This is a genomic window from Nonomuraea sp. NPDC004354 (assembly GCF_053602555.1).
Genome location: NZ_JBSGDV010000001.1, coordinates 134,805 through 147,825, shown reverse-complemented (window position 1 = coordinate 147,825; position 13,021 = coordinate 134,805). Strand labels below are relative to the sequence as shown.

Below are 13,021 nucleotides of genomic sequence, written 5' to 3'. Positions count from 1 at the left end.
GGCAGTATCGGTGTATGGACAACTCTAGCGGAGTCGGCGTACTGGACAAGGCCGTTCTCGTGCTCAACGCCCTCGAAGCGGGCCCGGCCTCGCTCGCCCAGCTCGTGCAGGCCACCGGACTGGCCCGTCCCACGGCGCATCGGCTGGCCGTCGCGCTGGAGCATCACCGGATCGTCTCCCGCGACACGCAGGGCCGTTTCGTCCTCGGCCCGCGACTGTCGGAGTTGTCCACCGCGGCCGGCGAGGACCGGCTCCTCGCGGTCGCCTCGCCCGTCCTGACCCAGCTCAGGGACCTGACGGGCGAGAGCGCGCAGCTGTACCGCCGCCAGGGAGACGAGCGTGTCTGCGTCGCGGCGGCCGAGCGCACCAGCGGCCTGCGCGACACCGTCCCCGTGGGCTCGGCGTTGCCGATGACGGCGGGGTCCGCCGCGCAGATCCTGCTGGCCTGGGAGGAGCCCGACCGGCTGCACAGGGGTCTGCGCGGGGCCAAGTTCACCGCCGCGACCCTCGCCTCCGTACGGCGGCGCGGCTGGGCCCACAGCGTCGGCGAGCGCGAGCAGGGCGTCGCCAGCGTCTCGGCGGCCATCAGGGGCACGGGCGGCAAGGTGGTCGCGGCCGTCTCGGTATCCGGACCGATCGAGCGCCTGACCCGCACGCCCGGCAGGCTGCACGCGGTGCCGGTCATGGCCGCCGCCGAACGGATCACCGAGGCGATGCGCCGGGCCAACTGACCGCGCGTGCCGTACGGGATGACCGGTGTGGGAGCGGTTGGACGCGCTCCCACGCGCTCCGTCCCCCCGTTTCGCGACTTTTCGTGATCGGCGCTCCGTCGATTTCGTGGGCCGACCGCGGCCGGAGCGCACTAGCCTGAGTGGGTGACAGATCGCATCGAGCTTGCCGCCGATGAGCTGCGTCCCCTGCTCGAAGAGTTCATCGTGTGGGCACGGGAACACGCCCCGGCCAGCGACCCCGACCTGGTCGGCCCTGCCGCGCTGTGGCACCGGCTGTCCGCTTCCGACGACGTCGCCCGGTGGCGCCGCGCCGACCTCAGGACGGTGTTGCTCGACCGCATGCCCAAGGTCGTCGAGGATCCGGACGAGGCGGCCGACGGGATGATCGGCGCGGTGCGCGCCTATCTGACCTTCCTGTCGGACACCGACAAGCTGGCCAAGGGCTCCGACTCCCTCGATGATCTGCTCGACGAGCTCGACGATCTGGAGGACGACTTCGTCGAGGCCATGGAGGACCTCATCGACGACGACGAGGACGTGCGCGAGGAGACCGGCGACCTCGGCGACTTCGAGCCCTTCGCCGACGAGCTGGCCGACCTGCCCACGATCCGGCTGCGCCCCGACGCCGAGCTCGCCGCCGCGGCGCGGGCCGTCCCGCTCATCGCCAAGGCCCGCGACCTCGCGGTCTGGGTCGGCGACGCGCGCGAGGTGGGCGAGGACAGCCTGCTGTCCGACGCCGAGGTGGAGGAGGCGCTGGCCGTCATCGGCCTGCCCAGGCCGGCGACCGAGGGCTCGCTGTCCAAGGCCGTCCCCCAGCTGTGGAACATCTGGAACCTCGCGGTCGACCTGGAGTTCCTCGAACCCGACGGCGACGACACCGTCAGCGTCGACGACGACACCGCCGAGTGGCCCTTCGACGACGACGAGGACGTGCTCGACGCCTGGATGCTCGGCCTCCACTCCGTCGACTACGGCGACCCCGAGCTGGAGGACGACGACCTCACGATGGCGCTCGGCGGCCTCAGCCGCGGGCTGCTGGTCCGCCTGCTGCTGGGCGGCGGCTCGCGCGGGCTGGCCGCGCTGCGTGAGGAGCTCGCCGAGGCCGCCGCCGACATCGACGAGCTCGGCGCCGACGCCTGGGCCGCCGCCCGCGACCACTACGGCGACCCGCTGGCGCCGGTGCTCGACTGGCTCGTCGGGTACGGCATGCTCACCGTCACCGGCGACGAGGTCACGCTCACTCCCCTCGGCACCGAGGGCGTCGTGCACCTGGTCGACGACGCCGACATCGAGCTCGACGCCCGCCCGGCGATCGACGCGATGACCGCCCTCGAACTGCTGGCCTTCAGCGCCGAGCTGCCCGAGGACGAGGCCGACGCGGAGTTCGCGGCGTGGATGGAGCTGCGCGAGCCGGGCGAGGCCGCCCGCGAGCTGCTGGAGGCGGCCGGCGAGGACGACACCGACGCGCTGATCAGGGTCCAGGCGGCGAGCGTGGTCGGCACGCTCGGCGAGGACGCGATCCCGGCCTGGCAGGCGGCGCTGAAGGAGCCCTCGCTGCGTCCGTACGCGGCCACCCACCTGACGCAGCTGGAGGTGGAGGGCGCTCCCGAGCCCACCCAGGACGACACCCACTGGCTCATCCTGGACATGTGGACGATCTCCGCCGGTCTCGGGCGGGCGGAGTTCGTGAGCAGCCTGCGTGACATCGGGCCCGACCTGCTCAACAACCTGCTCGAGGTGATCTGGAAGATCCCGCACGCGCATGTGGAGGAGCTGCTGGAGCTGATCTCGCAGGTCCACCCGGACAAGCATGTGGCGAAGGCGGCCAAGCGAGCGCTCTTCAAGGCCCGTTCGACCTCCTGACCCTCCGCAGCCCCCCGCCGGTGCCCGGCGGGGGGCTTGCGCGTCTCCGAGTGGAGGATCACCTGCCTGGTCGCGGCGGCGAGGTGGCCGTGGCGACCGGTGGGGTCCGCGGGTGAGGGCCGGGCGCGGCCGGCGGGCCCTCACTCCTCCTTCAGGCGGGTGTGCGCCTCGGCCCAGTCCGCGGGCCGCTCGGCGGTCCAGAACTTGAACGTGGAGCCCGCCATCCGGTCGCGGTAGGCGCCGATGATGCTCCGGTGCGGCTGGCTGCGGGCGAAGGTGGACAGGGCCTCGTCGGACGTCCAGGCCGACAGGGTCCAGAACGTCCGGCGCAGGGGGGCGGCCTTCAGCGTGGCGCCGACCGCGCCGGGGCTCCGCCGGGCCTGCAGCAGGATGCGCATCGACTGGAACAGGAAGCCGGGCACGTGCCACAGGCTGCGCAGTTCGAAGCGCGACGCCATGACCTGCACGGGCTGGTCGTGGGCCGCGGCGGGGCCGGGAATCCACGGGGTGATGATCGCCATTCGGCACCTCCTGATTGGATAGTGACACTCTCCATTATTGGATAGCTTCACTATCCAGTCAACTGGCGGTTTCCCGTAACGAACGCGAAGGATTCTCGCCATGGTCGCGGGCAGGGCGCCGTCACTAGCGTCGGCGCATGCTCACAGCCGTCTTGACCGCGCTCTTCCTCGCCGCCCCGCCACCCGCCGTGGACATCACCCCCGCCCAGGTCGACGCCTACGTCGCCGATTACCAGGAGAGGACGGGCCTGCCGGGGGTGGCGGTCGCGATCACCCGGGGATCCAGGGTCGTCCACGCCACCGGGTACGGCAGGACCGCCTCGGGCGCCCCGTTGACCGCCGACACCCCCATGGCCGTCGCCTCGGTGAGCAAGTCGTTCACCTCGCTCGCCGTCATGCAGCTGGTGGAGAAGGGCACGATCCGGCTCGACCAGCCGGTGCGCGGCTACCTGCCCGAGTTCACGATGGCCGATCCACGAGCCGCGCGGATCACCGTTCGCCAGCTGCTGAACCAGACCTCGGGCATGGCCGACGCCACCTTCCGTGAGAAGAGCCTGCCCCAGCCGGACTCCCTCCAGGGCGCCGTGGCGCGACTGAAGGACGCCCGGCTCGCCACCGCGCCCGGCACCGCCTTCAGCTACCACAACACCAACTACCAGGTGGCCGCGCGACTGGTCGAGGTGGTCAGCGGGGAGCCGTTCGCGGCCTACCTCAAGACCCACGTGTTCACCCCCCTCGGCATGAGCCACAGCACCACGATCGACACCGAGCGCGACATGCCGGACAGCGCGCGCGGCCACCTCACCGTCCTCGGACAGGCGGTCGCCGTGCCCGAGCCGCCCGGCTTCGGCAACGGCTCCGGCGGCGTGATCAGCACGGCGAACGACATGGCCAGATGGCTGATCGCGCAACGCTCCGGGATCGTCTCGCCCGCGAGCACGGCGGAGCTGCGCACGCTGTCCCGGCAGAACGACACCTACGCGCTGGGCTGGTCGATCGGTAGGACCCCGCGCGGAAACCTGGCCATCGGGCACAGCGGCGAGCTGTTCACCTCGACCGCCGAGCAACTGCTCATGCCGGAGTCCGGCTACGGCATCGCGGTCATGGCCAACACCGGCATGGCCTTCGGCGACAGCTCCGCCCTCCTCGACGGTCTCGTCGCCATGATCGAGGGCGGCACCCCCGAGCCGCCGTCGGACCCTTACCTGGTCACCGACCTGGTGTTCCTGCTGCTGACGCTGGTGACCGTCGCCCTGGCGGCGCGCGGCCTGGCCCGCTCGCGGCGGTGGGCGGCCCGCCGTACGGGATGGGGACGGTTGTGGGTGCTGCCGCTCCTGGCGCCCCTGGCGCTGTGCGCGGCGGCGGCGCCCGTCTTCAGGTTCCTGGCCCGGGGGCGCGACGCCATGTGGATCCAGGTGTTCTACCTGTACCCCACGTTCATGCTCTGGCTGGTGACGGCCGCAGTCGCGGGCGTGGTGGTGACGGCCGTGCGGCTCAGCCGTTGAGATAGCGGAGGATGGCCAGGACCCTGCGGCTGTAGCCGGGCGTCGGCGCGAGCCCGAGCTTGTCGAAGACGGCGTTGACGTGCTTCTCGACCGTGCTCTGCGACACGTGCAACCGCTCGGCGATCGCGGTGTTCACCATGCCGGTGGCCAGGTGTTCGAGCACGGCCCGCTCGCGGGGGGACAGCGTGCCGAGCGGGGCGGCCGCCAGCAGCCGCCGGACGACGTCGGGGTCGAACACCGTGCCGCCCGACCCGACCCGCTCGACCGAGTCGAGGAACTCGGCCACCTCCGAGACCCTGTCCTTCAGCAGGTAGCCGAGGCCCTCCGAGGGCCCGGCCAGCAGCCGTGCCGCCGAGGCCTGCTCGACGTACTGCGAGAGCACGAGCACGCCCACCTCCGGCCACCTGCCGCGGATCTCCAGCGCCGCCCTCAGCCCCTCGTCGGTGTGGGAGGGCGGCATGCGCACGTCGATCACCGCCACGTCGGGCCGGTGCTCGGCCACGGCGGCCATGAGCGCGTCGGCGTCGCCCACCGCGGCCGTCACCTCGTGTCCGGCGTCCTGCAGGAGCCGGGCCAGCCCTTCCCTGAGCAGCACGGAGTCGTCGGCGAGGATCAGGCGCACGGCAGCCTCGCCGTCACCGTGGTCGGGCCGCCCGGTGGGCTGTCGACCGCGAAGCTGCCGTCCAGCGCGCGCACCCGCCGCTCCAGCCCCGACAGACCACCGCCCGGTACGGCGCCGCCCCTGCCGTCATCGGTGATCGTCACGGCCACCTCCCCCTCCCGCGCACGCACCTCGACCACGATCAGGCCTGCCTCCGCGTGCTTGTTCGCGTTCGTGACGGCCTCCCTGGCCACGAAGTAGACGGCGGTCTCGATCTCCGGCGCCGGCCGCCCGTCGACCGCGTACGCGACGCGCACCGGTACGGCCGAGCGGTCGGCCACCTCGGTCAGCGCCTCCCGCAGCCCCAGCGTGTCGAGCGCGGTGGGATAGACCCGCCAGGCCACGCTCCGCAACTCGTCGAGCAGTCTCCTGGACTCGACGTAGGCCTCGTCGAGCAGGGCGGGGTCGGCGGTGTGGCGGGCGCGGCCGAGCAGCATCGCCAGGGCCACGCCCCGCTGCTGGACCCCGTCGTGCAGGTCGCGCTCGATCCGCCTGCGCTCCTCGTCGACCGCGCGGACGATGCCGGAGCGGGAGACGGTCAGCTCCGCGATCCGGCGGGCCATGGCCTCGTTCGGATCGGGGCCGAGGAAGCGGTCGGCGAGGTGGCGCTCGACACCGATCACCGCGGCGCTCCAGGCACCGGTCAGCGCCAGGACGATCGCGCCGAGGACGAGCCCGTAGGCCCAGCTGCTGCCGATCAGGCGGAGGCCGGGGAACTCCAGCGGCAGCAGGTCCGCCTCCCCTGACGCCAACTGGGCGGCGCCGCCGTACAGGAGGAGGGCGGCGACGAACGCCCCCATGGCGGCCAGGTAGCCGCCCAGCAGGCCGGTCAGGCCGCGCAGCGCCAGGTAGGCGCGGCCGCCCCGGGCGCCGCCCGCGTGGTGGTCGTACCAGGCGGCCAGGCGGGCCCGCTCCAGGCGCACGAGGGTGGCGGTGACCGTGCGGGCGCGGCGCTCCCCCGCCACCCAGGCGAGGCCGCACCAGCCGAGCCCGGCCAGCCCGGTGGGAACGCCTGCGATCAGGCCGATCGCGCGCCGGGAAAGCGTCGTGGCCGATCGTCGCATGAGGCGGAGTCTAGCCAGGGCCGGTGATCCACCCGAAAACGCAGAAACCCGGATACCAGCAGGCATCCGGGTTTCTGCCGATGTAGTCCCGACCGGATTCGAACCGGCGCTACCGCCTTGAGAGGGCGGCGTCCTGGGCCACTAGACGACGGGACCGAAGCGGCTTGCGGCAGTGGTAGTCCCGACCGGATTCGAACCGGCGCTACCGCCTTGAGAGGGCGGCGTCCTGGGCCACTAGACGACGGGACCCTGTCCACAAGCGATGTGCCGGGTCTCCCCGGCAACGGATGTAACTGTACCGCACCTCGTGGAGCACAGCCAAACTGACGGCCTACCCACCAGGCATGTCGCGGAAACGCAAAAACGGATGTCCATGTGTGGACATCCGTTTACAGAGCTGGGGTACCAGGACTCGAACCTAGAATAACTGAACCAGAATCAGTCGTGTTGCCAATTACACCATACCCCACCGCGCTCACGTTCCCTGTCGGGATCCGCTCGCTGGCGACTCCGAAAGAATAGCCCACGTAGGGGGACAAGGCCAAAACGATTGCTCAACCAGCGCGTCCGCGGCTCGCTCGTGCCAAGCTGAAGAGGACAAAACACCACGTGGAGGAGCCCTAGCGTTGGCTGAGAACCCGTTCTTCGCCCCCAGCAGCCTGCCCTACCAGCTGCCCCGGTTCGAGGAGATCAGCGAGGAGCACTACCTGCCGGCCTTCGAGCGCGGCATGGCCGACCACCTGGCCGAGGTCGACGCGATCGCGAACAACCCCGAAGCGCCCACCTTCGACAACACCATCGCGGCGCTCGAGCGCTCGGGACAGATCCTCAACAGGACCGCGACCGTCTTCTTCAGCATCGCCGCGTCCAACTCGACCGACGGCATCATGGCCATCGAGACCGAGGTCTCCCCTCGGCTGACCAAGCACAGCGACGAGGTCAGGCTCAATCGCGCCCTGTGGGAGCGGATCAAACGGGTCACCACCGAGGACGCCGAGGAGGCGTGGCTGCTGGAGAAGTACCGTGAGGACTTCATCCGCGCCGGCGCCGACCTGGGCGAGCAGGAGCAGGCCAGGCTGAGGGAGCTCAACGAGGAGCTGTCCAGGCGCTCCACCGAGTTCTCGCAGAACCTGCTCAAGGCCTCCACCGAAGAAGCCCTGGTCGTGACGGACCCGAAGGAGCTCGACGGCTTCGACGAGGCCCAGATCGCGGCGATCCGCCAGGAGGACGGCCGCTACGTCCTGCCGCTGCTCAACTTCACCAACCAGCCGGGGCTCGCCCAGCTGACCGACAGGGAGACCAGGCGCAGGCTCTACACGCTCAGCGTGGAGCGGGCCCGGCCCAACCTGGAACTGGCCGTCAGGATGGCGACCCTGCGCGCCGAGCGCGCCGCCCTGCTCGGCTTCCCCTCCCACGCCGCCTACGTCGTGGCCGACCAGACGGCCAAGACCGTCGAGGCGGTCGAGGAGATGCTCGGCCAGCTCGTCGGGCCGGCCGTCCGCAACGCCAGGAAGGAGGCGGAGGCGCTGGCCGAGCAGGCCGGGTTCGCGATCGAGCCGTGGGACTGGTCGTTCTACGCCGAGAGGGTGCGCAAGGCGCGCTACGACTTCGACGCCGACGCGATGCGGCCCTACTTCGAGCTCAACAGGGTCTTCAGGGACGGCGTCTTCCACGCCGCGACCCAGCTGTACGGCGTGACCTTCACCGAGCGGCCCGACCTCAAGGGCTACCACGAGGACATGACGATCTTCGAGGTGTTCAACGAGGACGGCTCGCCGCTCGGCCTGTTCGCGCTCGACCCCTACGCCAGGGCCACCAAGCGCGGCGGCGCGTGGATGAACAACCTCGTCGACCAGTCGTACCTGTTCGGCGACAAGCCGGTGGTGATGAACAACCTCAACATCACCAAGCCCGCGAGCGGCCCGACCCTGCTCACCTACGACGAGGTCAACACCGCCTTCCACGAGTTCGGCCACGCCCTGCACGGCCTGTTCTCCGAGGTGCGCTACCCCCGGGTGTCGGGCACCCACGTGCCCCGCGACTTCGTGGAGTACCCCTCGCAGGTCAACGAGATGTGGACGACCTGGCCGGAGATCCTCGCCAACTACGCCAAGCACCACGAGACCGGCGAGCCCATGCCCGCCGAGCTGGTGGAGAAGATGAAGGCGGCGGAGAAGTTCAACCAGGGCTTCATGACGGTCGAGTACCTGGCCGCCACGCTGCTCGACTGGGCATGGCACAGGCTCGCGCCGGGCGAGAGCGTGGCGGACGCCGAGGCGTTCGAGGCGGCCGCGCTGGAGGCGGCCCAGATCGCCTTCCCGCTGGTCAGGCCGCGCTACCGGACCAACTACTTCGCCCACATCTTCGCCGGCGGCTACAGCGCCGGCTACTACTCCTACATCTGGAGCGAGGTGCTCGACGCCGAGAGCGTGGAGTGGTTCAAGGAGAACGGCGGCCTCGCCAGGGAGAACGGCGACCACTTCCGCAAGGAGCTGCTGTCGCGCGGTGGCGGGATGGACCCGCTGACCGCCTTCCGCAACTTCCGCGGGCGCGACCCGCGCATCGAGCCGCTGCTCAAGCGCCGCGGTCTCGACTAGCAGCCGCCGCCCGCGGTCCCGGCCGGGCGGCCGCCGCTCGCGCGTTGCTCGGCCCTCGCCGGCGGGCGGCTCCTGCTCACGGGTCGCCGCCCCGGCCGGAGCCCGTGAGCTCCGCGATGGTCGTCCTGAGCCAGTCGCGCTCGGCCGTGCCGGTGGCTCGGGCGATCAGCAGCATGCCGCGGTGGAACGGGTCGGGGGTCTCCTCGGCCCGTAGCGGCCTGCCGTCCTCGTAGAAGAAGCTCGTCGGCCTGTCCAGGAAGGCCAGACGCCTGCGCAGCACCTCGGCCTGGAGTGAAGGGTCCTCCAGCGCCGACAGGAACGTCAGCAGCGCGAAGAAGCGCGTCTGGTCGCTGATGTCCAGCTCGGCCGGTTCCCGCAGCCGCCGCATCAGCTCCTGCCGCCCTTCGGCGGTGATGGTGAGCACCTGCCTGCGCGCCGCGGCCGCGCCTTCCTCCTCGTGCCGTTCCAGCAGCCCCTTGCTCTCCATCCGCGCGATGGCCGGGTAGAGCGCGCCGTCACTGACCGGGCGCAGGTGCCCGGTGAGCGCGGCCAGCCGCGACTTGAGCTCGTAGCCGTGCATCGGCCGCTGGTTGAGGAATCCCAGGATCATCAGCGTCAGATCCCCGCCACTTGCCATGGGCGCATCGTATCGCTATACCTCTAAACGAGATACAGCGAATCGAGGTAAGCGTGATCCGTCTGGCCCTGCCCATCTACGTGGAGTTGCTCACCGCCGTCGTCGCGGTGAGCGTCATCGACCTGCTCTGGGTCTCCAGCCTCGGCGACGCCGCCGTCGCGGCGGTGACCGTGGCGACCACCACCGAGTACTTCGCCTACGGGCTGATCATGTCCCTCGTCACCGGCGTCACCGTGCTGGTCGGCCGCAGGGACGGCAAGGCTCCCATCGCGCCGCTGATCAGGTCGGGCTGGCGGCTGTGGCTGGTGGGTTCGGCCGCGGTCGCGGTTCCCGGCCTGCTGCTGCGCGAGCCGCTGGCGCGACTGCTCACCGCCGACGCCGCCTCGGCCGCGCTGACCGCCGACTTCTTCCTGATCTCGATGGCGGGCCTGCCGATCTACTTCGCGCAGTCGCTGGCCGACGGCGTGGTCAAGGGGCTCGGCAACACCAGGATCCCGATGCGCAACGCGCTGATCTGCAACGCGCTGGTCATCGTGCTCGACCCGGTGTTCATCCATGGCGCGGGCATGGGCGTCCAGGGCGCCGCGCTGGCCACCGTGCTCGCGCGCGCCATCACGCTGGCGGTCTCCCTGCGGACGCTCGCGAGGATGGCGCCCCGCGACGCCGAGGGCGGCGAAGGCGCCTGGGAGATCATCAGGACCGGCCTGCCGATCTCAGCGGACTTCCTGGCCCGCGCCCTGGTCGGGCTGCTCCTCATCGAGATCGTCGCCCGTTTCGGCGTCGCCGCGCAGGCCGGGTACGGCATCGGCATGAAGATCATGCTGGCGGGCGTGATGGCGTTCTACGCGCTGCGGCAGGCCGCCATGATCCGTACGGCCCGCTCGGAGGCGACCGGCTCGCCACTGGTGACGGGACTGGCCTGCGGCGCGCTGGTGGCGCTGGTGCTCAACGCCGTCGCCGAGCCCGCCGCGGCCCTCTTCACCGACGACCCGGCCGCCGCCGTCAGCTTCCTGCGCTGGATGACGCTCTACCTGGTGCCCTTCGGCGGCCTCGTCGCGGCCGGCGGGGTGGCCCAGGCGAGCGGAAGGGGCAGCCGACTGCTCGCCGCCACGCTGGCGGGCTTCGCCGTACAGCTGCCCCTCGCCTATCTGCTGAGCTCGTGGCTCGGTGTCACCGGGGTCTGGCTCGCGATGGCGGCCGGGACCACGCTCAGCCTCGCAGTCGCGCCAGTGCGGCGCGCAGGCGCTCGCGCGAGCGCTCCCGCCCCAGCACCTCGATCGACTCGAACAGCGGCAGGCCCACCGTCCGGCCGGTGATCGCCACGCGCACCGGGGCCTGGGTCTTGCTGAGCTTGAGCCCGCCCAGGGCGACGCCGACGTCCTCCAGCGCCTCCTTGAGCGACTCGGGGTCCCAGTTGACCGTCTCCAGCCGCTCCAGGTAGGCCTCGATGATCTCGGGGGCGTTCGCCTTCATCGCCTTGTCCCACGAGGCCTGGTCGAAGACCGGCTCCTCGACGAACAGGAACTCCACGTTCGACCTGATCTCCGACAGCACGGCGATGCGGGTCTGGGCCAGCACGGCGACCTTGCTGAACAGCTCGGCGTCCCACGAGGGGTCGAGGTACGGCAGGCAGCGCTCCTCGAAGGTCTCCAGCGGCAGGGCCCGGATGTACTCGCCGTTGAAGGCCCGCAGCTTCTTCTCGTCGAAGAAGGCGCTGGCGGAGTTGACGTCCTCCAGGCGGAACCTGGGCATCATGTCGGCCCACGGCATGATCTCGCGGTCCTCGCCGGTGCCCCAGCCGAGCAGCATGAGGTAGTTGACCATCGCCTCGGCGAGGTAACCCTCCTCGCGGTAGGACTCCAGCGCCACCTTGTCGCGCCGCTTCGACAGCTTCTTGCGCTGCTCGTTGACGATCACCGGCAGGTGCGCCCACACCGGCGGCCTGGCGCCGAGCGCGGGCCACAGCAGCATCTGCTTGGCGGCGTTGCCCAGGTGCTCCTCGCCCCGCACGACGTGGGTGATGTTCTGGGTGATGTCGTCGACCGCGTTGGCGATGACGTAGAGCGGCGAGCCGTCGGTGCGCGCGATGACGAAGTCCTCCTGCGCGCTGTTGGGGAACTCCACCCGGCCGCGGATGACGTCGTCGACGACCGTGACGCCCTCGTCGGGCGTGCGGAAGCGGACCGCGCCCGAGGTCAGGCCACGCTCACGGCAGAAGCCGTCGTAGCCCTTGTGCTCGGAGCCCGTGCGCGCGACCAGGTCCTCGCGGGTGCAGTCGCAGTAGTAGGCCCTGCCGTCGGCCAGCAGCTTGGCGACGGCCTCCCGGTGCTGCGGCTCGAAGGCCGACTGGAAGTAGGGGCCCTCGAAGACCGGGTTGGTGCCGTTGATGCCGATCCAGTCGAGCGCCGAGATGATGCCCTCGGTCCACTCGGGGCGGTTACGCGTGGCGTCGGTGTCCTCGATGCGCAGCACGAACCTGCCGCCGGACTGCTCGGCCAGCGCCCAGTTGAACAGCGCCGTGCGGGCGCCGCCGACGTGGAACATGCCAGTGGGAGACGGGGCGAAGCGCACCCGTACTTCAGTCACGAGAGACCACCTTGTTCGTCAGAGTGCCGATGCCTTCGATGCCGACGCTGACCTCGTCCCCGATCTCGAGCGGGCCCACACCCGCGGGGGTGCCGGTCAGGATGACGTCACCGGGAATCAGCGTCATGACCGCGCTGACATAGGCCACCAGCGCGGGGATGTCGTTGATGAGCTGGGAGGTGCGACCGCTCTGCCGGACCTCGCCGTTGACCGTGGTGGTCAGGGCCAGGTCGGCGGGGTCGAGGTCGGTCTGGATCCACGGCCCGATCGGGCAGAAGGTGTCGAACCCCTTCGCCCTGGTGAACTGCACGTCCTTCTTCTGCAGGTCGCGAGCGGTGACATCGTTCGCGCAGGTGTAGCCGAAGATGACGTCCTTGGCACGCTCGACCGGCACCTCGCGGCAGAGCCTGCCGATCACCACCGCCAGCTCGCCCTCGTAGTCGACCCGTTGCGACTGGGCGGTGGGGTAGGCGATCGCGTCGCCGTGGCCGATGACCGAGGTGGAGGGCTTCATGAAGATGAGCGGCTCCTCGGGCACCTCGTTGCCGAGCTCCTTGGCGTGCTCGGCGTAGTTTCTGCCGATGGCGATGACCTTGCTGGGCAGCATCGGGGCCAGCAGCCGTACATCGGCGAGCGGATAGCGCTCACCGGTGAACTGGACCTGGTTGAAGGGGTGCCCGGCGATCGCCGAGACGACATCGCCCTCGACCACGCCGAAGACGACCTCGTCGCCTGTGGAGAACCTCGCTATACGCACATGACAAGGCTAGTGCCGTCCACCCGATGCCTCGGCGGCTCCATTAATCGCCAAAACCCCCTTTAAACCGCGAATGGCCAACAATCACCCGGCAACAGG

11 protein-coding genes and 3 tRNA genes are annotated in these 13,021 nt (G+C 70.7%); 5 read left to right on the top strand and 9 right to left on the bottom strand.

Annotation, left to right across the window (positions count from 1 at the left end; translation table 11 throughout):
* Positions 1-14: 14 nt before the first annotated feature.
* Positions 15-731: an IclR family transcriptional regulator gene (locus tag ACWENQ_RS00635; RefSeq protein ID WP_354909607.1), complete on the top strand. Its 717-nt coding sequence runs from the start codon at positions 15-17 to the stop codon at positions 729-731.
* Between the two features lie 144 nt (positions 732-875).
* Positions 876-2,594, top strand: a complete 1,719-nt coding sequence (locus tag ACWENQ_RS00630; protein WP_449929278.1) for a hypothetical protein — start codon at positions 876-878, stop codon at positions 2,592-2,594.
* A gap of 140 nt (positions 2,595-2,734) precedes the next feature.
* Here the strand turns inward: ACWENQ_RS00630 and ACWENQ_RS00625 are convergent, their stop codons facing one another.
* Positions 2,735-3,115 (bottom strand): hypothetical protein, encoded by a 381-nt coding sequence (locus ACWENQ_RS00625; protein ID WP_452412471.1) that lies wholly within the window; start codon positions 3,113-3,115, stop codon positions 2,735-2,737.
* A 137-nt stretch (positions 3,116-3,252) separates the two neighbouring features.
* Between ACWENQ_RS00625 and ACWENQ_RS00620 the strand changes: the two genes are divergently transcribed.
* Complete coding sequence (locus ACWENQ_RS00620) at positions 3,253-4,620, top strand: serine hydrolase domain-containing protein (RefSeq protein WP_452412470.1); 1,368 nt, start codon at positions 3,253-3,255, stop codon at positions 4,618-4,620.
* Here ACWENQ_RS00620 and ACWENQ_RS00615 read toward each other — a convergent pair.
* From ACWENQ_RS00615 to ACWENQ_RS00595, 5 genes are all read right to left on the bottom strand, one after another.
* Positions 4,610-5,242 carry a response regulator transcription factor gene (locus tag ACWENQ_RS00615; RefSeq protein ID WP_452412469.1) on the bottom strand — a complete coding sequence of 211 codons (633 nt, stop codon included), beginning with the start codon at positions 5,240-5,242 and terminating at the stop codon, positions 4,610-4,612. The two genes, ACWENQ_RS00620 and ACWENQ_RS00615, sit on opposite strands and share 11 nt — an antisense overlap.
* A complete protein-coding gene (locus ACWENQ_RS00610; protein ID WP_452412467.1) occupies positions 5,233-6,345 on the bottom strand; it encodes a sensor histidine kinase in 1,113 nt (370 codons plus the stop codon). The genes ACWENQ_RS00615 and ACWENQ_RS00610 overlap by 10 nt, the downstream gene beginning before the upstream one ends.
* A gap of 83 nt (positions 6,346-6,428) precedes the next feature.
* Positions 6,429-6,501, bottom strand: a tRNA-Glu gene (locus tag ACWENQ_RS00605).
* Positions 6,502-6,518: 17 nt separating this feature from the next.
* Positions 6,519-6,594 (bottom strand) — tRNA-Glu (locus ACWENQ_RS00600).
* Positions 6,595-6,742: 148 nt separating this feature from the next.
* A tRNA-Gln gene (locus tag ACWENQ_RS00595) sits at positions 6,743-6,814 on the bottom strand.
* A 157-nt stretch (positions 6,815-6,971) separates the two neighbouring features.
* Between ACWENQ_RS00595 and ACWENQ_RS00590 the strand changes: the two genes are divergently transcribed.
* The gene (locus ACWENQ_RS00590) at positions 6,972-8,942 is read left to right on the top strand and encodes a M3 family metallopeptidase (RefSeq protein ID WP_449928714.1); all 1,971 of its coding nucleotides are present in this window, start codon (positions 6,972-6,974) and stop codon (positions 8,940-8,942) included.
* 76 nt (positions 8,943-9,018) lie between these two features.
* On the opposite strand, the gene ACWENQ_RS00585 is transcribed toward ACWENQ_RS00590, so the two are convergent.
* Positions 9,019-9,579: a PadR family transcriptional regulator gene (locus ACWENQ_RS00585; protein WP_449928716.1), complete on the bottom strand. Its 561-nt coding sequence runs from the start codon at positions 9,577-9,579 to the stop codon at positions 9,019-9,021.
* Between the two features lie 53 nt (positions 9,580-9,632).
* On the opposite strand from ACWENQ_RS00585, the gene ACWENQ_RS00580 reads away from it, so the two are divergent.
* Positions 9,633-10,895 (top strand): MATE family efflux transporter, encoded by a 1,263-nt coding sequence (locus tag ACWENQ_RS00580; protein ID WP_452412465.1) that lies wholly within the window; start codon positions 9,633-9,635, stop codon positions 10,893-10,895.
* Here ACWENQ_RS00580 and gltX read toward each other — a convergent pair.
* Positions 10,789-12,165 carry a glutamate--tRNA ligase gene (gene gltX / locus ACWENQ_RS00575; protein ID WP_449928720.1) on the bottom strand — a complete coding sequence of 459 codons (1,377 nt, stop codon included), beginning with the start codon at positions 12,163-12,165 and terminating at the stop codon, positions 10,789-10,791. The genes ACWENQ_RS00580 and gltX overlap by 107 nt on opposite strands.
* A complete protein-coding gene (locus tag ACWENQ_RS00570) occupies positions 12,158-12,922 on the bottom strand; it encodes a fumarylacetoacetate hydrolase family protein (protein ID WP_354909632.1) in 765 nt (254 codons plus the stop codon). The genes gltX and ACWENQ_RS00570 overlap by 8 nt, the downstream gene beginning before the upstream one ends.
* Positions 12,923-13,021 lie beyond the last annotated feature (99 nt).

Excerpts from the sequence above, each read along its gene's own strand:
- ACWENQ_RS00635 (WP_354909607.1), top strand. The coding sequence starts at position 15 with ATGGACAACTCTAGCGGAGTCGGCGTACTGGACAAGGCCGTTCTCGTG.
- ACWENQ_RS00620 (WP_452412470.1), top strand. The coding sequence starts at position 3,253 with ATGCTCACAGCCGTCTTGACCGCGCTCTTCCTCGCCGCCCCGCCACCC.
- ACWENQ_RS00610 (WP_452412467.1), bottom strand. The coding sequence starts at position 6,345 with ATGCGACGATCGGCCACGACGCTTTCCCGGCGCGCGATCGGCCTGATC.
- ACWENQ_RS00625 (WP_452412471.1), bottom strand. The coding sequence starts at position 3,115 with ATGGCGATCATCACCCCGTGGATTCCCGGCCCCGCCGCGGCCCACGAC.
- ACWENQ_RS00585 (WP_449928716.1), bottom strand. The coding sequence starts at position 9,579 with ATGGCAAGTGGCGGGGATCTGACGCTGATGATCCTGGGATTCCTCAAC.